The sequence below is a fragment of the Amycolatopsis albidoflavus genome (genome assembly GCF_039525725.1).
Taxonomy (GTDB): Bacteria; Actinomycetota; Actinomycetes; order Mycobacteriales; family Pseudonocardiaceae; genus Amycolatopsis; species Amycolatopsis albidoflava.
Map to the genome: position 1 here is coordinate 478,243 of NZ_BAAAHV010000022.1, position 20,959 is coordinate 499,201.

The 20,959-nt window shown below is 68.3% G+C and carries 17 protein-coding genes and 1 pseudogene; 13 read left to right on the top strand and 5 right to left on the bottom strand.

What is annotated here, in order from left to right; all coding sequences use genetic code 11:
- Positions 1 to 58: 58 nt before the first annotated feature.
- Genes ABD156_RS35395 through ABD156_RS35415 form a run of 5 tightly spaced genes read left to right on the top strand, consistent with a single transcriptional unit; the run spans position 59 to position 5,822 of the window.
- The gene (locus tag ABD156_RS35395) at positions 59 to 949 is read left to right on the top strand and encodes a substrate-binding domain-containing protein (RefSeq protein ID WP_344284253.1); all 891 of its coding nucleotides are present in this window, start codon (positions 59 to 61) and stop codon (positions 947 to 949) included.
- A 19-nt stretch (positions 950 to 968) separates the two neighbouring features.
- On the top strand, positions 969 to 1,832 hold the full coding sequence (locus ABD156_RS35400; RefSeq protein WP_344284256.1) for an amidohydrolase family protein: 864 nt from the start codon (positions 969 to 971) through the stop codon (positions 1,830 to 1,832).
- Positions 1,833 to 1,837: 5 nt separating this feature from the next.
- Positions 1,838 to 2,902, top strand: coding sequence for an ABC transporter substrate-binding protein (locus ABD156_RS35405; protein WP_344284259.1), 1,065 nt, complete (start codon positions 1,838 to 1,840; stop codon positions 2,900 to 2,902).
- A 22-nt stretch (positions 2,903 to 2,924) separates the two neighbouring features.
- Entirely contained in the window at positions 2,925 to 4,679 is a 1,755-nt protein-coding gene (locus tag ABD156_RS35410; RefSeq protein WP_344284262.1) for an ABC transporter permease, read from the top strand.
- 12 nt (positions 4,680 to 4,691) lie between these two features.
- Positions 4,692 to 5,822 carry an ABC transporter ATP-binding protein gene (locus ABD156_RS35415; RefSeq protein WP_344284265.1) on the top strand — a complete coding sequence of 377 codons (1,131 nt, stop codon included), beginning with the start codon at positions 4,692 to 4,694 and terminating at the stop codon, positions 5,820 to 5,822.
- A gap of 1 nt (position 5,823) precedes the next feature.
- On the opposite strand, the gene ABD156_RS35420 is transcribed toward ABD156_RS35415, so the two are convergent.
- Positions 5,824 to 6,510, bottom strand: coding sequence for a GntR family transcriptional regulator (locus ABD156_RS35420; protein WP_344284268.1), 687 nt, complete (start codon positions 6,508 to 6,510; stop codon positions 5,824 to 5,826).
- Positions 6,511 to 6,773: 263 nt separating this feature from the next.
- On the opposite strand from ABD156_RS35420, the gene ABD156_RS35425 reads away from it, so the two are divergent.
- The 5 genes from ABD156_RS35425 (at position 6,774) to ABD156_RS35445 (ending at position 10,928) form a co-directional block, all read left to right on the top strand.
- Positions 6,774 to 7,955 carry a histidine kinase gene (locus ABD156_RS35425; protein WP_344284271.1) on the top strand — a complete coding sequence of 394 codons (1,182 nt, stop codon included), beginning with the start codon at positions 6,774 to 6,776 and terminating at the stop codon, positions 7,953 to 7,955.
- Positions 7,952 to 8,710 (top strand): LytR/AlgR family response regulator transcription factor, encoded by a 759-nt coding sequence (locus ABD156_RS35430; protein ID WP_344284274.1) that lies wholly within the window; start codon positions 7,952 to 7,954, stop codon positions 8,708 to 8,710. The genes ABD156_RS35425 and ABD156_RS35430 overlap by 4 nt, the downstream gene beginning before the upstream one ends.
- 143 nt (positions 8,711 to 8,853) lie before the next feature.
- Complete coding sequence (locus tag ABD156_RS35435; protein WP_344284277.1) at positions 8,854 to 9,012, top strand: hypothetical protein; 159 nt, start codon at positions 8,854 to 8,856, stop codon at positions 9,010 to 9,012.
- Between the two features lie 822 nt (positions 9,013 to 9,834).
- Positions 9,835 to 10,701 carry a hypothetical protein gene (locus ABD156_RS35440; protein WP_344284280.1) on the top strand — a complete coding sequence of 289 codons (867 nt, stop codon included), beginning with the start codon at positions 9,835 to 9,837 and terminating at the stop codon, positions 10,699 to 10,701.
- Positions 10,702 to 10,799: 98 nt separating this feature from the next.
- Positions 10,800 to 10,928: a hypothetical protein gene (locus ABD156_RS35445; RefSeq protein WP_344284283.1), complete on the top strand. Its 129-nt coding sequence runs from the start codon at positions 10,800 to 10,802 to the stop codon at positions 10,926 to 10,928.
- A 57-nt stretch (positions 10,929 to 10,985) separates the two neighbouring features.
- Here the strand turns inward: ABD156_RS35445 and ABD156_RS35450 are convergent, their stop codons facing one another.
- A complete protein-coding gene (locus ABD156_RS35450) occupies positions 10,986 to 11,882 on the bottom strand; it encodes an SMP-30/gluconolactonase/LRE family protein (protein ID WP_344284286.1) in 897 nt (298 codons plus the stop codon).
- Between the two features lie 69 nt (positions 11,883 to 11,951).
- On the opposite strand from ABD156_RS35450, the gene ABD156_RS35455 reads away from it, so the two are divergent.
- Together ABD156_RS35455 and ABD156_RS35460 are read left to right on the top strand one after the other, a co-directional pair.
- Positions 11,952 to 12,413 carry an Lrp/AsnC family transcriptional regulator gene (locus ABD156_RS35455; protein ID WP_344284289.1) on the top strand — a complete coding sequence of 154 codons (462 nt, stop codon included), beginning with the start codon at positions 11,952 to 11,954 and terminating at the stop codon, positions 12,411 to 12,413.
- Positions 12,414 to 12,748: 335 nt separating this feature from the next.
- Positions 12,749 to 13,511 (top strand): annotated as a pseudogene (locus ABD156_RS35460) (helix-turn-helix transcriptional regulator).
- A gap of 228 nt (positions 13,512 to 13,739) precedes the next feature.
- Here ABD156_RS35460 and ABD156_RS35465 read toward each other — a convergent pair.
- On the bottom strand, positions 13,740 to 15,119 hold the full coding sequence (locus ABD156_RS35465) for an MFS transporter (protein WP_344284292.1): 1,380 nt from the start codon (positions 15,117 to 15,119) through the stop codon (positions 13,740 to 13,742).
- Between the two features lie 115 nt (positions 15,120 to 15,234).
- On the opposite strand from ABD156_RS35465, the gene ABD156_RS35470 reads away from it, so the two are divergent.
- Complete coding sequence (locus ABD156_RS35470; RefSeq protein ID WP_344284294.1) at positions 15,235 to 15,852, top strand: TetR/AcrR family transcriptional regulator; 618 nt, start codon at positions 15,235 to 15,237, stop codon at positions 15,850 to 15,852.
- Positions 15,853 to 16,195: 343 nt separating this feature from the next.
- Here the strand turns inward: ABD156_RS35470 and ABD156_RS35475 are convergent, their stop codons facing one another.
- Complete coding sequence (locus tag ABD156_RS35475; RefSeq protein ID WP_344284297.1) at positions 16,196 to 18,163, bottom strand: YhgE/Pip family protein; 1,968 nt, start codon at positions 18,161 to 18,163, stop codon at positions 16,196 to 16,198.
- The gene (locus ABD156_RS35480; protein ID WP_344284300.1) at positions 18,163 to 20,874 is read right to left on the bottom strand and encodes an MMPL family transporter; all 2,712 of its coding nucleotides are present in this window, start codon (positions 20,872 to 20,874) and stop codon (positions 18,163 to 18,165) included. Before ABD156_RS35480 ends, ABD156_RS35475 begins: the two co-directional genes overlap by 1 nt.
- Positions 20,875 to 20,959: the final 85 nt, after the last annotated feature.

A 20,959-nucleotide genomic window follows, 5' to 3' on the forward strand; every position in this document is an offset into this window, starting at 1 on the left:
GTCGCTGCGCCCGCCGCCGGCACCCTTCCGCTCCAGCGCGCCAAAGGAGTCGTCCCCCATGTCCAGGACCTTGTCCGTCGCGGTGAAGGCCTACCCGCACACGGAGTTCCTCGCCTCCGGATTCGCCGCCGGCGGCCGTCCCGTCGAGGTCTCGCACGTCGATCCGATCTACCGGGCGTTCGCGCCGATGGTGCGGGAACTCCGTTACGACGTCAGCGAACTCGCCCTCGCCACGTTCCTGCAGGCGCGCGAAGCGGGCGTGCCGATCGCTCTGCTTCCCGTCGTGCTCAGCGGCGACTTCCACCACCACTCGCTGACCCGCTGGCCCGGCTCGGCCGAATTCGCCCCCGCCGACCTGGCCGGGAAGCGGGTCGGGGTCCGCGCCTACAGCCAGACCACCGGCCTGTGGGTGCGCGGCATCCTGCACGAGGAGTACGGCCTCGACGCCAAGGACGTCACCTGGGTGACCACCGAGGGCCCGCACGTCGCCGAGTACGCCGAGCCGGCGAACGTCGAGCGGACCGAAGGAAAGGTGCTCGACGTCCTGCGTCGCGGCGAGGTCTCCGCCGCCGTCCTCGGCCCGCCCGCGCTCGACGGTGCGGAAGGCCCGCTGGTGCCGGTCATCCCGGACTGGCACGCGGCCGAAGAAGCCTGGGGCGCCCGGCACGGGACGGTGCCGATCAACCACCTGCTCACCGTCCGGCGGGATCTGCTCGAAGCCGAGCCCGGCACCGTCGCCGAACTCTACGAGGCGTTCGGCGCCCGGATCGCGGAGCGCAAGGTCGCGGACCCCGATCCCGGCCCGCGCGTGCGCGCGCTGCGTTTCGGCGTCACCGACGAACTCGTCGCCGGGCTGCAGGTCGCGATCGACTACGCGCTGCAGCAGAACGTCATCCGCACCCCGGTGACGGTCGCCGAACTCCTCGACGACTTCTCCCGCCTCGCCTGAGCCGACCGAAAGCAGAGCCATGTTCCGCGTCGACACGCACACGCACATCATTTCCCCGGACCCCGCCGCGTATCCCGCCGCGCCGCTCGGTGGGCACCGCTCCGACTGGTCCCGCGAACGCCCGGCCGACATCGACGGCCTGCTGCGCGAGGCGGACGCCGCCGGGGCGGAGCACCTCGTGGTCGTGCAGGCCTCGACGGTCTACGGCTTCGACAACAGCTACGTCGCCGACCAGCTGGCCCGGCGCCCCGACCGGCTCAGCGGCGTCTGCTCGGTCGACTTCCTCTCGCCCAAGGCCGTCGACGACCTCTCGCACTGGATCGACGAACGCGGGTTCTCCGGCGTCCGCATCCGAGCCGCCGACGGGACGACCGCCGTGCCGACCCCCGGCCGCGGCCTCGACGACGAGCGGATGGCGCCGGTGTGGCAGTTCCTCTCCGACCGCCGCGTCCCGGTCTGCGTCCAGATGCACGCCAAGCACACCACGATCCTGGCCGGACTGCTCGATCAGTACCCGGGCCTGACCGTCGTGCTCGACCACGCTGCCCGCCCCGACCTCGGCGACGGGACACCGCCGTATCCGGCGCTCGCGCGGCTGCGCGACAGCGGACGGGTCTTCGTGAAGCTCACTCCGCCAGCGGTCCTGCGAGCCCAGCGCGAAGCCGGGTCCGCCGCGCCGGTCATCCGCATGCTCGTGGAGGAATTCGGTGCCGACCACGTCCTGTGGGGCTCGAACTTCCCTGCCTCGGCGGGCTCGCTCGGCGAGCTGGCGGACCTCGTGCTGGCGCAGCTTCCAGCGCTCGACGACGCACAGCAAGCCCTGGTCACGGGCGGTACCGCCGCCCGGTTGTACGGCGTGACGGCCGCGGCGGGGGGAGAGTGAGAACCGTGCGTACCCGTCGGAAACCCGTGCTGGCCGCCTTGGCGGCCGTGCTCACGCTGCTCGGCGCGGCGTGCAGCAAACCGCCGCCCGCGCCGGACGCGCACAACCTCGCCGACCTTTACCAGGCGGCGAAGAAAGAGGGCCAGGTCATCTGGTTCGCGCCGAAACCGGAAGCCCAGATGCGGCCCGCGATCAAGGCGTTCGAGAAGAAGTATCCCGGCATCACGGTCAAATACACCAACAAGAAAGCCCCCGACCTCGTCACCCAGCTCAACGTCGAACAGGCCGCGCGACGCGTCAGCTTCGACGTGTCCAACGCGGGCGGGCTCACTGTGCTGCCCTCGGTGGACATGGCCGCGAAGGTCGACTGGGCGCAGTACCGCGTGCCAGGGAACCAGATCTTCGACGGCAACTTCGTCTACGTGTGGGCCGTGCCGAAGGTCTGGGCGTACAACACGACCGCGGTGCCCGCCGCCTCCGCCCCGCACAGCTGGAATGACGTGCTTGACCCGAGGTGGGGCGGCGGCAAGCTGACGATCGAGTCGCGCGGTTCGTTCATGACGGTGTGGGCGCAGGACAAGGCGCTCGGCACCGGTCCCGGGCTGGCGTTCTCCGCGAAGCTGGCCAAGCAGAGCCCGCACTACACCGACAACACGACGCAGGCGCACACGAACATCGTGTCCGGGCAGACCCCGCTCGGCACCGATCTGATCAACCTCGTGCTGGCCGACAAGGCCAAGGGCGCACCGGTCGCGGTCGCCCCGATCGGGCCGACCAACGCCAACAAGGCCTACCTGTTCGTGCCCGAGGGTTCGCCGCACCCGGCGGCCGGACGGCTGCTCACGGCTTTCCTCGCCTCCGCCGAAGGGCAGAAGGCGCTCGCCGGCAGCTACAACTCGATCATCCCGACCGAAACCGACTGCTCGAAGACGGCCACCGCCAACCGCGTCGTCCGCGCGCTCTGCGCCGCCGGGGTCCAGTGGCGCAGCGAGACCGATGTCCAGCAGTACCAGCGGTTCGCCGATTTCTTCCCCCAGGTCGAGAAGGCCCTGGGCACCGACGTGCACTGAAATCCCCTTGGAGACTCCGACGATGCAGTCCGCCACCAGGGCCGCCCCCGCCGCACCCCCGCGCCCGCCAGCCGATCCCGTCCGCCCGCGCCGCCGCGGCCGCGTCCGCACCTGCGTCAACATCGCCGTCGGCGTGTTCCTCGCCTACCTCGTGGTGTTCCCGCTCGGCATGCTGGTCTACAGCAGCCTCAAGAGCAGCGAACTGAAGCTGCCCTTCGACATCCCCGGGTTCACGTTCGACAACTTCGTCAAGATCTTCTCCTCGCCGCGCGTGCTCGAAGTCGCCCTCAACTCGGCGATCTTCGTGGTCGGCACCGTCGCGGTAGCGCTCGCGATCAGTGTCAGCCTGGCCTATCTCTTCGAACGCACCGACATGCCGGGCCGCCGCGTGCTGGCGCCGAGCGCGCTGGCGCCGATGGGCGTGCCCGCCACCGTGATGGCGGTGGCGTGGGTGCTCGCGGCCAACCCCGCCAACGGCCCGCTCGCGCTGCTCGTCGAGCGCGTGTTCGGGCTCTCGGTCGACATCTACTCGCTGCCCGGCATGATCCTGGTGGCCGGGATCTTCGGCGTCCCCAGCATGTACCTGATGCTCGCGCCGACCTTCGCCCGCCTCAACCTCGAATTCGAGGAGGCCGCCGCGACTTCGGGAGCCGGCTGGCTGACCCGCACCCGCAAGATCGTTCTCCCGCTCACGCTGCCGGGGATGAGCGCGGCCGCGATGCTCCTGGCGGTCATCGCGCTCGAAGAGTTCGCGATCCCGTCGATTCTCGGCACGCCGCACCAGATCTTCGTGTTCAGCAGTCTCGTGCAGGCGGCGCTGCAACCGCCGTCGGGCATGTCGGACTACGGGCTGGCGAGCGCCTACGGCGTCCTGCTGGTGTTGCTGTCCCTGGTGATGATCGCGCTCTACCGGCGCCAGACGCGGGAATCGCACCGCTTCAAGGTGGTCACCGGCAAGGGATACCGGTCAGCTCCGGTGCGGCTGGGCCGCTGGCGCTACCCGGCGGCCGCGATCGTGGCGCTCTACGTGCTCGTCGCGATCGTCGTCCCGATCCTCACTCTCGTGTGGACGAGCCTCACGCCGTTCCTGCAGCCGATCAGCCCGCACAGTCTCGGCAGTCTCGGCTTCGCGAACTACGGAACGATCTTCACCGACCCGAACCTGACCCACGCCGTGGTCAACACTCTGGTCATCAGCCTCGTCACTGCGACGCTCACCGCCGCGTTCGGCCTGTGGCTCGCGCTGGCCTCGTCGCGAGGCGGGCGCGCCGGAAGGGCGCTGTTCGACCTGTCGTTCCTCGTGTTCGCGGTGCCGAGCGTCGTGCTCGGCGTCGCGGTGCTGTTCCTCTACCTGTTCCTGCCGATCCCGGTCTACGGCACGATCTGGATCATCGTCATCGCGCTCACCACGCGCTACATCCCGCGCGCGTCGCGGATGCTGCAGACCTCCCTGCTGCAGCTCGACGGCGGGCTCGAAGAGGTGGGCCGGGTTTCCGGCGCACGCCACGGCACCGTGCTGCGCCGGGTGGTGCTCCCGCTCGTCGCGCCGTCGGTGACGCGCACCTGGCTCTGGGTTTTCGCGAACGCGCTGGGAGAACTCCCGATCGCGCTGCTGCTGTCCAATTCGGACAACCGCACTGTCGTCGTGCTGCTGTGGGACATGATCGGCGAGAGCGCGAACTACCCCGAGGCCAGCGCGCTGGCCGTGCTCCTGCTCGCCGTTTCCGCCGGTTCCGTGTGGTGGGTCAACCGCCGCGGCTTCCAACAACACATCTGAGGTGTCGTGACCATGCAGACCACCGAGCACGCCGTGGCGATCTCCGGCCTCGAAAAGCGGTTCGCCCGGAAGCAGTCCGACGAGGTGAGCCTCGCCGTCGACAACGTCGGTTTCACCGTTCCCCGCGGCGGTTTCTTCACGATGCTCGGCCCGAGCGGCTGCGGCAAGACCACCACGCTGCGCTGCCTCGCCGGCCTGGAAAGCGCCGACCGCGGCGAAATCTCCATGAACGGCAAGGCCGTCTTCTCCTCGGCGGCCCGCCGCGACGTCGCGCCCGAGGACCGCCCGATCGCGATGGTGCCGCAGTCGTACGGGATCTGGCCGCACATGAAGGTATTCGACAACGCGGCTTTCCCGCTCCGCTACGGCCGCAAGACCTGCTCGCGCGGCGAGGCGCGGACCCGCGTGCTGGCGATGCTCGAGCAGGTGGGCCTGTCCGAATACGCGGACCGCTGGTCGACGCAGCTGAGCGGCGGGCAGCAGCAGCGCCTGGCACTGGCGCGCGCCCTGCTGTGCGAACCGGAAGTCCTGCTGCTGGACGAACCACTGTCCAATCTGGACGCCAAGCTCCGTGCCCAGCTGCGCGCCGAGTTGCGGTCGTTCCAGCAGAAGTTCGGCGTCACGACCATCTACGTCACGCACGACCAGGGCGAAGCACTCGCCATGTCGGACACGATCGTGGTGATGAACCGCGGCCGCGTCGAGCAGATCGGCACGCCGGACGAAATCTACGACTCGCCCGCCTCGCGGTTCGTGGCCGATTTCGTCGGCAGCGCGAACCTCGTCCCCGGAGTCGCCGACCGCACGCCGCGCGCCGGAGACCGGATGGTCGAAGTGAAAACCGCCCTCGGAGTCCTGCGCTGTGCGCGGTTTGCGACGCCGCCCGCGCAGACCGGGGACGTGCACGTGTGCATCCGCCCCGAGCACGTCCGGATCGTCCCCGCGACCACGGACACCGGCGAGGCCAACCGGTTCCCGGCACGCGTCACCTCAACCGAATACCTCGGCGACCGGCGCGAAGTGGTCGCCGCCGTAGGAGACGTCGAATTCCGCGCCCACGCCGACGCGCACCTGCGGATCCGCCCCGGCGACGACGTCGGCGTGGTACTGGATCCCGAGTGGACAGTGGCGCTCTGGTCCTGACCTACTCGCCCGAGAACGTCAGCTGGAGAGCGCGGCGGACCGCGGACAGGTGATGGCGCATCGCCGCGGCCGCCGCCTCCGGATTGTGCGTGACCACCGCGGCGAGGATCGCTTCGTGCTCGTGGACGACCGTCGCCCGCGGCCGCGAGCGGTCCATGTCGCGGTACTGCCGCAGCACCAGCGGATACAGCAGGCTGTCGACGAACCGGGTGAGCGTCGACTGCCGTGCCGCCTCGCGCACCTGCTCGTGGAAGGAACGGTTGAGCGCGGAGTACTCGTCCCGGCCGTCGGATTCCCGGCCCGCCCACATCCGCTCGCAGGTCGCGGTCATCGCGGCAATGTCCTCGTCCGTGGCCCGCTCGGCCGCCTTCGCCGCGAGCGCCGCCTCCAGGATCTCGCGGGTCTCGAGGATCTCGATCGCCTCGTCCTCGGAAAACGACCGCGTCCGCGCACTGCGGTTCGCCTCCGCGGTGACGTAACCCTCCTGCGCGAGCCGGGCCAGCACCGACCGGATAGTGCCCCGCGAAACCTCGAGCCGGCTGGTCAGCTCGGACTCGGTCAACCGCGCGTCGGGCGCGTACTGCCCGGAAAGAATCAGCTCGCGAAGATCACGGTAGGCCCGCGCGGTCCGGGTGGCGCCCGGATCCGCGCCGTCCGCGCGCGGGTCCTGTGCGCTGTCCGCCGTCATGGCAGGCATCCCTCCGTCGCCGTCCGTCCGATCGCAAGATCCTACGTCGTGCGGTCTCTGTTCGCGGCCGTGCCCGTTCGGCAGGAGATCGCGGCCGAGACGTTCCGGACGCTCTGGAGGGCGTCGGCAAGGTCTCGGGTTTGTCGGGTTCCAGCGGAAACCTGGCCGGGCCGTCGGCGGTTACCGGGTAGACGCCGCGGTCGCTGATGGAGCCTTCTCCGTCGAAGGTGGCTCTTCGTTACGCTTGGCTGCAGGGAGGTGCCGTGGTTGTCGCGCTCGCTGTGCTGTCGGCGGTGTCGACTGCTGCCGCGGTCTGGTTCTACCTCCGTGGCCGACGTCGGAATGAGGTATCCCCGGAGGCCGTGTACAAGCTGCTGCGCGCGGCACCGATCCTGCAGGAAGGCTTGACGGCGGACGCGGCCGGTCGGGTCGCTCAGCGACTCCACGACGTGCTGGGCTGCGTCGCGGTCGGCCTCGCCGACGCCGACGGGACATTGCTGAGCTGGGAAGGCGGTGCCGCTCAGCACTATGCCGACCTGGCCTTCGACCTCGACGCCGCATGCCGCACCGGACACCGGCGGTTGGTGGCGCACAGCCAATTGCCGTGTCCGGACGGCCGCTCGTGCGGAATGCGGGCGGCCGTGGTCGTTCCGCTGGTTGTCGACGGGGAGACCGCTGCCGCGCTGATCGTGGTGGTCGACAGCCACAGCCGGCAAGCGATGGCGCACGCGGAGGCGGTCGCGCGGATCGTCGGCGTCCAGCTTGAGTTGGCTGGGTTGGAAGAAGCCAAGGCGGAACGGCAGACGGCGGAGATCAACGCCCTGCGCGCGCAGATGTCCCCGCATTTCGTCTTCAACGCACTGACGGCAATCGCCGAGCTCATCCGAAAAGATCCGGACGAGGCGAGAGAACTGCTGATGGATTTCGCCGACTTCTGCAGGTACTCGTTCCGCGCTCCCGGGACATACACCACGTTGGCGGAGGAATTCCGCAACATCGACCGGTATCTGACCATCGAGAATGCAGTCCGCGGCGGAAAGCTCACGGTGCGGATGAAGGTCGCACCCGAGGTGCTCAGCGTCGTGGTGCCTTACCTGACCGTTCAGCCGCTGGTCGAGAACGCGGTCCGGCACGGGCTTTCCCGGCGGCCGCGGGGCGGCACGGTCACGATTATCGCCGAAGACGCCGGTGCGGAGGCGGTCGTGAGCGTCGAGGACGACGGCGTCGGGATGGACCCTCGGCAACTCCAGGAGGTCACCCGCCATCTCAAAGCCGGCAGCCACGTCGGTCTCGGCAACGTCAATCACCGGATGCGGAGCATATTCGGCGAAAACCACGCCTTGACGGTCGAGACCGCGCCCGGCGCGGGCACGAAGGTCATCCTGCGGGTGCCGAAGTTCAACCTCGGAGCGCGCCCGCGCCTCAACCTGCCGGACGAACCGTGAGCCCGGGCTTGCGGGCGCTCGCGGTGGACGACTCCCCGCTCGCGCTGGAGCGGCTCATCAGGCTGCTGCGCGAGAACCCTCGCATTGCCGAGGTCAGCGCGGCCGACGATGCCAGCGAGGCGCTGAAGCTGGTCATGGGCGTGCCTCTCGACGTGGCCTTCATCGACATCCAGATGCCCGGGCTGAGCGGCCTCGACCTCGGCCGGGTCCTGGCGAGGCTGGCCGCGCCTCCGCTGATCGTCTTCGTCACCGGCTACGAGGAACACGCTGCCGACGCCTACGACCTCGGCGCGGTCGACTACATCCGGAAGCCGGTCAGCGCCGATCGGCTGGCCACCGCGGTGAACCGAGTGCTCAAGATGCTGCCGTCGGCCGAGCTGGCGCCGAAACTGGTTCCGGACGCGTTCGCCGCGCTGCCCGTCGAAGCGCGGGGCCGGACTCGTTACGTCAAGCGACGCGAGGTCCTCTTCGTCGAGGCCTGCCGGGACACGGTCAAACTGCACACCTCCTCCGGTGTCCACACCGTGCGGATGCCGCTCGCTCAGCTGGCCGAATCCTGGGAGGAGGCCGGTTTCGTCCGCACCCACCGCAGCTACCTCGCCGCCGTCGCGGCGATCACCGAACTGCGCAGCGACCCCGTCGGCGGCCTGGTCGCCCACACCGAACTCGGCGACGTCCCGGTCAGCCGACGGCACGCCCGGGCCGTGCGCGAGCGGCTGTTCGAGGCCGCGCGGACGGACGAACCCGAGCACTGACGCCGCTCGTGAGCCCGTTCGTACCGCTGGTTGACCGCTCGTCGTCCCGGCCAGGGCAGAAATCGGTCGGAGGTGCAGTGCGCACTGCGGGCTCTCTAGCCTGGTGATCACCCGGCAATCCCCGATCCAGAAAAGAACTCACAATGATGTATGTCCTCCTCGTGGCGATGATTCTGCTGTCCTGCCTTGCCGCCCTGCACATTTGCGCGAAATCCAAGCGAACGCTGCGCCTCGCCGTCTTCGGCTTCCGGCTCGAGTCCAGCCCCGACAACAATCAGCGAGATAAGGCGCAGAAGTCGTGAGGTATGGTCGATCTTCGGTCAGTGCGCGGGCAACTCTAATACCCAGGGGTTCGCAGTGACGTATTACCGTAGTGAAGGCGGCGTTCGGATCCTCTCCTGTATCGAGGCTGAGCCATGCATCGCCTGTATTACTCCGATCCGGTCAGGGAGATCGGATGCGGTCTGCCGGACCATTCGCTTCGGGTCGTATGTGGTTGCTCGGTCGAGACCTGACCTTGTTGACCGCAGATCGACAACGGGCTGCGTTGGCGCGGTTGACAGCGCGTGGTGTGGGCGAGTGCGACGCTCCGGCCAGACGTGAGCACTGCGGTCGACAGCCCGCCGACGGTTGCTCGCGCCGTGCTGCAGCGCGCTCCGTTCTCGGCGGCGCGGGCCCCTCTGAGGGGTATGGTGGACGATGGGCTGCGATCCCCGATTCGGGGGATCTTCCCAAACCCAACGGATTTTGCCGTGGATGCTCGTCGCTGACCTGTGTTTTCGCAGGTCAGCACACCGCTCGACCCAGGAGGACTCATAATCCCTTGGCCGTCGATTCGAGCCCGACCCGGCCCACTCTGCCTCCCCTTTTCACAGGGTGTGATCTGCTGAAACGGTCTCGTAAACGATCTTGAACCGAGGCCTCGCGGGAGCGCCGGAGACGAGCACGGCGCTGGCAAACCAAGGGATTGTTCGAGTAAGCCTGTTTTCCTGACCGCCGTTGAGGCGCCTGCGGGGGTGCTCGAGCCCGATGGCATCTCGATGCCGACTCCGGAGATCGGACGGCGGGAGCAGGAGCGGTATTCCGAAGTTGAAGGCGCTGCGGGCCACTGCGAAACTGGCGAAATGAGCAAGGAGTTGATCATCAGCCCTCGCAGTGAGCGAGTGAGAGAGGAGTTGGCAGACGCAGGTGCCTGGAGTTCGTACGCGGCAGCACTGCGCCAGGTGCTCGGAGCGGTGGTCGCGAAGAGCGGCATTGACTTTCTGGAGGTCGGCGAGCTGCTGGTGAATGAACCCCTTCCGGACAGGCACCTCGGCCTTCGCAACGGCGCGGAGGTCCATTTCCCGCAGGCGATCGACCTTGTCGAGGGAATGGCAGCGGGGCGCGGGCCGTATTGTCGGCTTTCCATCCAGGGGCGGCTTCAGATCGAGTCGGGATGGGACGGGGCTATACACGTCTACATGACGCGGGCGGCGGCCGCTGATCTGGCGAGACTCCGTTGCCAGGACGCGATTCTCCAGTGGCGCGACGCAGCTCCTGAGCCCACAGCGGTCTTGAATCCTGTTGGTGCCGTAGCGGACGAGAACTTTTGGGAGACGGTGGCGAAGGTCTCCGAGCGCTTCACCTTGTTGTGCGAGCGCTGGGCGTACGGTGCCTCCGGGTGCCGATGGTTCCGCGTAAGCCGGGAGAACGCAGCCGAGGTGGCCCGACTCATGCGACCGCGTTCACTGGTTTGCGTGATAAGCGATCCGGCGTTGCAACCCAGGCCTGAGCTAGTGGAGGACGACTTCACGGCCTTCGTAGCCCCATTGCTGCCCAGTGAGTTGCGCTATCGGGCCTACCCCGGTGGTGCCGATACGCTCTCTGCGGTTACGGGCGCGGGTTTCTCCCTCATGGTGGCGGACAGAGTGATGGGCGATTGGTGCGCCGTGGTGCCGGACTCGGACGGGGTGAACAGGGCGCAGTGGGAAAGCCCAGGGGCCGTAGTTTGATCGCCCGCACTCATACGCCAACACTCGAGGCCAGCATCCGCGGCCAAATGCTCAACCGTCGGTCTGACGTCGGATCGTAGTGGAGTGAGCCGGGTGGGATGTTTCGAAACTCGACCGTCCCCGCCGCCGGAATCGTCACCGGACAGCTGAACGCGACCAGCGCGGTCGCGGTGAGGCTCGCCCCGCGTGCCGTCGCGACCGCCATCGCCGGAATGACCCTGGAATGACCGCTCTCGCGCTGGCCGTCGGCGACAGTGATCGGCCGCTGCCCGGGCGGGCTCCGGTCAGCGAGCCCCGTTGAAGTTGACGCGCAGGGTGTAGACCGAACTGGACGCGGTGATGAACAGTTCGTTGCGGCGCGGTCCGCCGAAGGTCAGGTTCGAGCAGATCTCGGACATCAGCAGTTTGCCGATGCGGGCGCCGTCCGGTGCGAAACAGTGCAGGCCGTCGTGGGCGGCTGCCCAGACTCGTCCGGCGGTGTCCGCTCTGATCCCGTCGAAGGCGCCGTTGTCGCAGGTGCCGAACACCTCGCCGCCGGTGAGCTTGCCGTCGTCGGTGACGTCGAAAACCCTGATGTGGCTGGGATTCTGCCTCGTGTCCGCGATGTAGAGTTTGCTCTCGTCGGCGGAGAAAGCCAGTCCGTTGGGCCGTTCGAAGTCGTCCGCCACGATCCGGACCTCTCCGTCCGCCGGGTCGACTCGGTAGACGTGGCAGGCACCGATCTCGCTTTCCGCTTGGTAGCCCTCGTAGTCGCTGTCGATGCCGTAGCTCGGGTCGGTGAACCAGATGGACCCGTCGGACCGTTCGACGACGTCGTTGGGGCTGTTGAGCCGCCGGCCGCGATAACGCTCCGCGAGCACGGTCACGCTGCCGTCCGGCTCGGTGCGCGTGACTCGGCGGTGGCCCTGCTCGCAGCTGATCAGCCGCCCCGCGCGGTCCCTGGTGTGGCCGTTGGCATAGCCCGAAGGCTGCCGGAACACGCCGACCTGGCCGGTGGTCTCGTCCCAGCGCAAGGTCCGGTCGTTCGGGATGTCGCTGAACACGAGGTACCGGCCGGCTGGGAAGTAGACCGGCCCCTCGGTCCAGCGGCACCCGGTGTGCAGTCGCCGCATCCACTCGTCGCCGTTGCAGCGCGCGAACCTCTCGTCGAGCACGGCGAACTCAGTCTTGATCGCGTCCACTGACTACCCCCAGATTCTGAATGATATCTCGCCAATAGCTTGTCTTGCTGAACCTGATATCGTCAAGCTGTGGATGACTTGGATCGCAGACTTCTCGACGAGCTGCAGCGCGACGCCACCCAGGCCTACAGCGCGCTGGGGCAGGCCGTGGGACTGTCCGCGGGCGCCGCGCACGAGCGAGTGCGGAAGCTGCGCGAACAGGGCGTCATCCGGCGCACCACCGTCGACGTCGATCCGTCGTCGGTCGGCCGGGGAGTGGCGGCGTTCGTGCTGGTGGAGGCCAACGCCTGGATGGGCGACTCGCCGACGAGCGAAGCGATCGAGGCGCTCCCCGAGGTCGTCGAGGCGCATGTCATCGCGGGCCCGGCGGCCCTGCTGGTGAAGATCCGCACGTCGACTACGGAGGAGCTGCAGGCATCGCTTCGCCGCCTCTACGCGATCGACGGAGTCACGAGCACCCAGGCGATCGTCGTCCTGGAGACCTTCTTCGAACGTCCGCTCGACACTGCTTCCGGGATCGCCGGACAGTAGACCTGCGGCGCGCAGGACCGTGCCGCCCGACGATCACAGGTGCTTGCCGAAGAACTCCGGAGTGCGCGCCACGTGGGGTGCAGTAGTACTCCCAGCCCTCGTAAGCGTGCTGGCCGGCGGCACGGGCTTCCTGTTCGTTCGCGGGGAAGACCGGCGGGCCGCGGGAAGCGGTCAGTATCGCGTCGAACACCGCCGGACGCGCGGATGCCGAGCAAACCGAGCCGGGCTGGGTCGAAGGCGAGAGCGGCGTAGCCGTGCGCGGTCATCAGTTCGGCGTACGAGCCCGCGGTCTGTTCCTTGACACCGGTGCCCGGGTGCCCGACGACCAGCGCGGGATGCGGGCCAGGGGTGTCCGGGAGATAGAGGTGGGCTGCGATGCGGAGGTTGTTGCTGGGGAAGGAGACGTCGGTTCGCCTGTCTCCAGCTTCGGCGCGGTCCAAAGCCGCGACCAGCTCGCACACCTCAGCGTCGACTACGTCGTGTGGCTCGAACAGGGCCGCACGAACCGCGTTTCCCGGTCGGTGCTCGACGCGCTGGCCGATGCCCTGCAGCTCGCGCCGGACGAACGCGCGTACCCCTTCACGGTCGCCGACGTCGCGCCGGTCTCCCCACGGCAACCGGCCCGGCCCGAGGTCGCGCCCCGGTTGCGGCAGTTGCTGGACACGATGCGCGACATTCCGGCGATGGTGCCGCACCGCCGGATGGACGTGCTGGCCTGGAACCGCGGGAGCGCCGCATTGCTGACCGATTTCGGGAAATTGCCGGTAGTCGAACGAAACCTGATCCGGCTGACCTTTGTGGACGAATCGTTCCGGTCGCTGTACGCGGACTGGCCGGGGCCGAGCGCTGGTCGGCGAGCTGAGTGTGCGGGACCGGGATTTCCGGCGGTGGTGGGCGGATCACCAGGTACGCGGGCCGCGTGCGCTGTCGAAGGTCTATCGTCATCCGGTGGCCGGGAAGCTTGAACTCGACGTCCAGCAGTTCACAGTGGACACTCATCCGGAGCAGTTGCTGGTCGCCTACACCGCGGAACCGGGTTCGCCGAGCGAGGAAGCGCTGCGGTTTCTGCCGCAGCGGTCTCCCGAGCGAGCCCGCTGAAAAGAACAAGGTCAGCACGGAATCGGGTGTAACGCGCTCCCGTGCGGGTTCCTCGCGATAAGTCGTGGCGCACTCCAGCAAGCCGAAGCGGCCGCCGGTCTTGAGACCGGCGACCGCTTCGGTTGAAAGGATATTCGAGGGACGGATGTCTGGTATGTGACCGGGCAGCGTCCTAACTGAGTTCTTCTTCGCGGAATCGGGCGGCCCGGATGATGGTTGAGCGCATTATCAGCGGCGAATGTACCGGGCGGCGAGCACGATGACGGTAAAGAAGCACACGACGCCGACGACGAGGTCGATGCGCAGACCGGCTGAAGACCCGGCAGTGCTCAGGACAGCGCCCAGCACGGCGACCCCGACCGCGAGACCCATCTGGCGGAACGTGTTGAGCACTCCCGAGGCCAGCCCGGCGAATTGACTGTCCACTTCGGCCAGTGCGGCCCCGTTGATGCTGGGCGCGAGGATCCCCGCGCCCAGACCGGTGAAGGCGAAGCCGATCGTCAGCGCGGGCCACGTCGACGGTGTCGAAGCGGCAAGGCAGGCAAGGGTGCCGAGAGTCGCCACGCAGGAGCCGTTGATGAGCAGCCAGCGCATCCCGCGTGCCTTCCACAGCCGGTTGAGGAACGAGGTTCCGACAGTCAGCAGGACGGCGAAGGGCAGCAGAAGAAAACCGGCCTGCACCGGCGAGTATCCCCATGCCTCTTCGACGAAAATGGCGACGATGAATTGCAGCCCGAAAGTGCCGAACTGGAACGCGAAACCCGAAACCACCGCGGCGGTGAAGGCGGGCCTGCGAAACATTCCGAACGGCAGCATCGGGGAAGCGACTTTTTTCTCGATGTAGACGAACAAGGCGAGCGCGAGAACTCCTGCCGCGCCGAGTGCGAGCGTGACCGGGTCTCCCCAGCCCAACGCGCCGCCTTCGATCAGCGCGGCCACGACGAGGCCGAGGCCCGCGATCGCGCACACCTGGCCGAGCAAGTCATACGACGCCGCGTCGCGGCGTTCGGTTTCCTTGGCGTACCGGAACGAAAGCCACAACGCGAGGAGGCCGACCGGCACGTTGACCAAAAAGATCGAGCGCCACCCCAGCGATTGGGTCAGCCAGCCGCCGCCGATCGGCCCGAGAACGAGGGCGATGCCGCCGGTCGCGCCCCACGCGGTGATCGCCTTGGCGCGTTCGGCCAGGTCGGGATAGCTGCGGGCGATGATCGCCAGCGTCGTCGGCAGCACCCCGGCCGCGCTGATGCCCTGCAGTGCCCGGCAAACAATCAACATTCCGACGTTGACGCTGAGAGCGCACGCGAGCGACATCAGGACGAATGCGGTCAGCGCCACCATGAACACCCGGCGCGAACCGGCGCGGTCCGCGAGCACGCCCGAGGACAACAGCAAGCAGGCCAACGGGATCGTGTAGATGTTCACCAGCCACTGAAGGGTGGCCAGCGATCCGTGGATGTCGTGCTGAATGGACGGCAGTGCGATGTTCAGGGCACTGCCGTCCAGCAACACCATGAAGTAGCCCAAACACACTGAAAACAGCGCGAACGCGGCACCTCGTGCGTGCTTCGGCGGCGCGCCTGCTCGCGCCTGCTCGACCGTTCCCATTCCGGTCCCTCCTCCTGAACGGCGGGTGCCAGGCGTCGCCAGAGCCTTGTACCTGCAAGTACAATGTACTCTGAGGTACACTGTATCCGCAAGTACAAAGTGGTAGCCTGCCGACATGGATGCGAAGACCGGCCCGGGCGTCGACGCCGCGAGCGGCAAGCGGCGGAACAAGGGGGAGCTGCTGGTTCAAAGCATGCAAGAGCTGCTCTGGGAGCGCGGCTACGCGGGCGCCACCCCGGCCGAAGTGCAGCGGCGTGCGGGGGCCGGGCAGGGCAGCATGTACCACTTTTTCCGAGGCAAAGCCGAGCTCGCGCGTGCCGCGGAGCTCGGAATGGGCGAGGATCTCAAACGCGAGGTGGAGCAACGCTTCGCCGGGCAGCGGAGCTTGCTCGGGCGGATCGAGGCGTACTTGGCTCCCGACGGGGTCGTGACGCGGGGCTGCCGGCTCGGCAGGCTGGTCCAGGAGGAAGAAGTCGCGAGCACTCCGGAGCTCATGGCTCCGATCGCCGAAACGTACGGCTGGATCCAAGAACGGCTGGAAGAGGTGCTCGCCGAAGGAGTCGAACAGGGCGAGTTGCGCCCGGATGCCGACGTCCGGGCGCTCGCGGTGACAATTCTGGCTATTCGCCAGGGCGCGTACACGCTGGCGCGGCTTGCGGACAGCGACGAACCGTTTCGTCAATCGGTCAAGGCTGTTTCTCAGCTGCTGGAAACGGCTCGTCCGGAACGCTGATATGCGCCGCGTATGTCCGATTAAGAAAAGTGTGGCCTAACGTACTGTTCCGTCATCCATTTGACGGATAAGGAGAACTGCGAGTATTCAGCAGGCCTTGCCGTGATATCTGGGGGGTACATTCCGGTTTCAAGTTGTGGGCCCGGTCATGGTGACCGACGACGACGGCCGTGCGCTGAGATTGCCGCGCGGCCAGGTGCGGCACTTGCTGTCCGTGTTGCTGATGCACAACGGCCCGGCGCCGGAAGACGTATTGCGGCACTGGCTGTCGGCAGGGCCGGAGCCGCTCTCGGGAAGCACGCTTCGGACCCACGGCTGCCGTAGCTCCGCCGCGTTCTCCCTATCAAGTGGCGGACAGCGCACGAGTCCGCCGGAGGCGGATGCTTCTGGCGGAAAGGTACCGGCGGCGATCGGTGACCAGAATCGAAACCAGACCGCCGACCAGCAGCCACGCCGCGAGCTGGGCGACACCCGTGGCCAGCCCGGTGCCGTCGGTGGCGGCGGCTCGCAACGCGAGTACCGCGCCATGGGTGGGCAGGTAGTCGGCGAGTGCGTACAGCGGTCCCGGAAGTGTCGAGAGCACACCGGTTGCTCCGGCCAGGACCAGTACCGCCAGTGAGGCTATCCGGCCGGCCCGGCCGAAGATCGCCGTCGCTGCCTGGTTGAGGGCCACGAACGCCGACGCGGCCAGCAGTGCGATCAGCAAGAACCCGACGGTGCTGCCGAGGCCGAGTTTGAGCACGGGGACCGCGATCGCGGTGATGGCGACGGCGGCGAGGGCGGCGGCGGTCGCGCCGGGGATGGCGGCGCGCAGGATGATTCGCCAGGTGGGTTCGCGGGCGGTGAGCACTGCGTCGGGAACGGCGCGGGTGATGAGGTAGGTGGCCAGTGCCAGCGCCCACAGGCCCAAAGCGGCGAACAGCGTCAGGGCCAAGGTTCCGGTCGGGGTTCCGTCGGCGGCTGAGGTGCTCGGGGCGGCGGCGACGGTCTTGAGATGTGCGCGTTCAGCGTCGGTGTAGCTGGGCACTTGGTCGCGGCCCTTGTCGAGCTGGGTGGCCAGTTCGTGGGCGCCGTGGTCGGCCTTCTTGGCACCGTCGGTCAGTTGCCCGGTGCCGGTGGCGAGCTTGTGGGCACCGGAATTTGCTTGCCGGACACCGGTGTCGAGCTGGCGGGCGCCGTCCGCGGCGGACGCGATTCCGGCGGCGAGCTGTTCGGATTTCTCGGCCAGCTGGGCATTTCCGTCGGCGACCTTGCGGGCTCCGGTGGCCAAGGCCTGGATGGAGTCGCGAGCCTTGACGGCGTTCGCGCGGACGGCGGCCTTCGCATCGTCGATCTTCTGTGCGTCGGTTGTGAACCGGTCTGCGGTCTGGCTCAGGTCGTTGCAGAAGGAGGGCGAGCCGCCGTTGGCGGGGCACTGGTCGGCTAGCTGCCGGAACTGCTGCGCGGCCTTGCCGGCCGACGGGAGGGCGTCGATGGCGGCGATGATCCGGTTGGCCAGCGGCACGACGACGCTGGCGAGTTGTTCGTTGCCGTCGGCGACCTGATCGGCCCCGTCGGCCAGTTGCCGGGTCAGTGAGGGCAGTTGCGCGGTGTCCCGCTCGGCTTGGGTGAGCCCGGAGGAGAGCTTCCCGGATCCGGCGGCGAGCTGTTCGGTCCCGTTGGCGAGCTGGCCCGCGCCTTCGTTGAGCTGACCGGCGGCCTCGGCCAGCTGCCGGTTCCCGTCGGCCAGCTGGGCCGCCCCGTCGGCCGCCTGGCCGACCTGCTGGTGCAGCGTCGTGAACCCGACATACACGTTGTCCAGATAGGTTTCCACGACTTGCTGATTGAGAGTTTGCTGGGTGGCCTTGGCGATGTGCGTCGCCAGGCTGGGATCGGTGACCCCGGCGGCGTCGGACGTCTGCACCTGCAGCCGCGCCTGCCGTGCGTCGAGCGGTTTGCCGGTGGCACTGGAGGTGGCGCGGGCCGAGAAGTCCTTCGGGATCGTGACGGTGGCCGCGTAGCTGCCGTCGGCCAGACCGGAGGCGGCGTCGTCGGCATCGGTGAGCACCCACGTGTACGCGGAATCCTCGCTGTGGGTCAGGTATCCGGCGAGCTGACGGCCGAGCGGGATGGTCTGGCCGTTGACCTGCACCGGTTCGTCGTTGTTCACCACGGCCGCCTTCGCGGTGCCGTGATTGGCGTCCGGCGTCCAGAACGCCCAGGTGAGCAAGCCCATGACGATCAGCGGCACGGCGATGAGACCGGCCCAGGTGCGCCAGGTCAGCGGCCCGGCGGCCAGTGCGCGGGCAGAGTTGGCGAACGGCTTCAGCATCAGCGGACCTCGGCGGGCTTGGCGGCGGTGAGACCGTGGAGGCGGGTGGCTCCAGCGGGCAGCAGGTCCCGGATGCGGTCGGGATCCTGGCAGGTGAGCACGAAGGTGGCGGCTTCGCCGGAGCGGGTGCGGCGATCGCCGAGCAGAGCGCGCACCTGGTCTCGGATATCCGTGCGGAGCACGAGATCGACGTCGTCGACGACGATGAGCCCGGCGTCGCTCCGAAGAGCTTCAGCGATCTGGCGCGCCGGGTTTTCCTCGTCGCGGCAGGGAACGACGGCGACGTCGCGGCGGAGGGCGTGTGCGTGCTGCGGCAGGACGCGCCCGAGCACCTTCAGGTCGCCGGTGAACTTCGTGACCCGTCCGGCGAGCGTGTACAGCAATGCTGTTTTGCCGCAAGCGCCGGTGCCGTGCAGCACAAGGACTTCTCCGCTCTGGAGGTGCAGCTCGATTCCTGAGTAGACCGGAGCGCCCCGGTCGTCTTCGAGCCGGAGAGCGCGGGCGCTGACCGCCTCAGTGCTGCCCGGCTCGGGCCAGTCGGCCAGGCGCAGTTCGTGGACGAGCGCGTCGCCTTCCGCGTCGAATACCGGCAGGGCGCGGTCGAGCTTCGGCGGCAGCCCCCAGGCTCGGCGGCCCAGCAGCGCGAGGACCGCGGGCACCAGGGTCATGCGGACGATGAAGGCGTCGATGAAGACGCCGACCGCGAGGCTGAAGGCGATCGGCTTGATCGTGGCGCTGCCGTCGGGCACGAACGCGGCGAAGACCGCGAGCATGATCACCGCGGCCGCGACGACCACCCGCGACGCGGAAACGAACCCGGATTCGATGGCGTGGTGCGGATCGCCCTGGTGGACGTAGTCCTCGCGGATTCGCGAGACGAGGAAGACCTCGTAATCCATGGCCAGTCCGAAAAGGACACCCATGAGGATGATCGGCAGAAAGCTGATCACGCTTCCGACATGAGTCACGTTGAGGACGTCCGCGAGATGTCCCTGCACGAACACGAACGACGTCGCGCCGAAAGCCGCGGCGACGGAAAGCAGATAGCCCGCGGTCGCTTTGATCGGAACCCAGATCGACCGGAACACCATGGCCAGCAGGATCAGCGAGAGACCGACCACCAGGATCCCGAACGGCACAAGTGCGTCGCCGAGTTGCGCGGACACGTCAATCCCGACCGCGGTGATCCCGGTGACCGCGGTCTGCGCGCCGTAGGTTTCCCGGAAGTGCGGCTCCATCCCGCGCAGCCGGGCGACGAGGTCGTCGGTCTGCACGGAGTCCGGCGCGGTCGCGGGGATGACCTGCACGATGCCGGTGTCGCCCTTGGGATTCGGCGTGGCCAGCGGCACCGAGGCGACGCCGGGCACGTGCCGGATCTCCTCGGCGAGCTTGTTCATCAGCCCGATCGGATCGGTGCTGGTGATGATGTCCGCCGTGACGATCAGCGGGCCGTTGTAGCCGGGCCCGAAATGGTCGCTGACGACGTCGTAGGTGTCGCGCGCGGGGCTGCCGTGTTCTTCGGTTCCGCTGTCCGGCAATGCCAGGCGCAACGACAGGGCCGGGATCGCGCAGACCGCCAGACCGGCCACCACGACCAGCACGGTGACCAGTGGCGCCTTGGTCGCGAGCCGGACCCACCCGCGCGCGATCTGCGGCTTCTGACGCTGCCGGGTCCGCCGCCGCGGTTTCTTGACCCGCGGCCGCAACCGCTTGCCGGCAAAGGACATCAGAGCAGGCACCAGCGTGACGGCGATCGCGACGGCCAACGCGACGGCGACGGCGGCGGCAACGCCCATGGTGGTCAGAAAAGGTATTCCCGCGACCGCCAGCCCCAGCAAGGCGATGACCACGGTCAGCCCGGCGAAGATCACTGCCGACCCGGCGGTGGCCGTGGCCCGGGCGATCGACTCTTCGACGTCGAGGCCTTCCGCCAGCTGGTCGCGATGCCGGGAGAGCAGGAACAGGGCGTAGTCGATGCCGACAGCGAGCCCGATCATCACCGCCAGCATCGGCGCGGTCGAGGAGATCGGAGTGACCAGTGTGGCCAGGAAGATCAGGCCGCCCGCGACGCCGACGCCGAGGACCGCGGTGGCCAGCGGCATCGCCGCGGCGATCAGCGACCGGAACATCAGCACCAGCACCAGCAAGGCGATGACCAGGCCGATGCCCTCGGTCGGGCTGAGCTTCGGGACCCGGTCGGAAAACGCGTCGCCGCCGGTGTGGACCTCCGCGCCGGTTGCCTTCGCGAGGTCGGCGGCGATCCCGGAGACCTGCGTCTTGGTGGCCGGGTCGACTTCGGCGAGCTGCACTTTCAGCGGCACGGCGATCAGCGCGGCCCGGCCGTCCTTCGACACAGCGCCGTTGACGCCTTTGTCGAACGGGTTCACGACCGTGGCGACCTGGTCCAGCTTCCCGATCCGGCTCACCGCTTGGGCGACCGCGGCCCGGATCCGCGGGGTATCGGCCTTCGCGCCCTCCGGCGCCACGAGCACCAGTTGCGCGGACGTGCCGCTGACCTCCGGAAAGACGCGGCCGAGGTGGTCGAGGGCGTCTTGGGACTCCGAACCTGGAATGGCGAAGGCGTCGTCGGTGCCTTGATTGGCCACGAGCGCCGCGCCGCCGGCCGCGGCCAGGATGACGACCCACAGCGCCACCACGAGTACGCGGGCCCGGGCGGCGGTGCGGCCCAGCCGGTAGAGGAAGGACGACACGGGTGCTCCCAACAGGTCGGATACAACGTGTATCGTAATGCAGTGTGCATCCGATGCAACGTGTATCCGATCACCTGGTCGGGGG

Coding starts and splice junctions, on each gene's coding strand:
- ABD156_RS35395 (WP_344284253.1), top strand. CDS start 59: ATGTCCAGGACCTTGTCCGTCGCGGTGAAGGCCTACCCGCACACGGAG.
- ABD156_RS35400 (WP_344284256.1), top strand. CDS start 969: ATGTTCCGCGTCGACACGCACACGCACATCATTTCCCCGGACCCCGCC.
- ABD156_RS35410 (WP_344284262.1), top strand. CDS start 2,925: ATGCAGTCCGCCACCAGGGCCGCCCCCGCCGCACCCCCGCGCCCGCCA.
- ABD156_RS35415 (WP_344284265.1), top strand. CDS start 4,692: ATGCAGACCACCGAGCACGCCGTGGCGATCTCCGGCCTCGAAAAGCGG.
- ABD156_RS35420 (WP_344284268.1), bottom strand. CDS start 6,510: ATGACGGCGGACAGCGCACAGGACCCGCGCGCGGACGGCGCGGATCCG.
- ABD156_RS35435 (WP_344284277.1), top strand. CDS start 8,854: ATGATGTATGTCCTCCTCGTGGCGATGATTCTGCTGTCCTGCCTTGCC.
- ABD156_RS35440 (WP_344284280.1), top strand. CDS start 9,835: ATGAGCAAGGAGTTGATCATCAGCCCTCGCAGTGAGCGAGTGAGAGAG.
- ABD156_RS35445 (WP_344284283.1), top strand. CDS start 10,800: ATGTTTCGAAACTCGACCGTCCCCGCCGCCGGAATCGTCACCGGACAG.
- ABD156_RS35465 (WP_344284292.1), bottom strand. CDS start 15,119: ATGGGAACGGTCGAGCAGGCGCGAGCAGGCGCGCCGCCGAAGCACGCA.
- ABD156_RS35470 (WP_344284294.1), top strand. CDS start 15,235: ATGGATGCGAAGACCGGCCCGGGCGTCGACGCCGCGAGCGGCAAGCGG.
- ABD156_RS35475 (WP_344284297.1), bottom strand. CDS start 18,163: ATGCTGAAGCCGTTCGCCAACTCTGCCCGCGCACTGGCCGCCGGGCCG.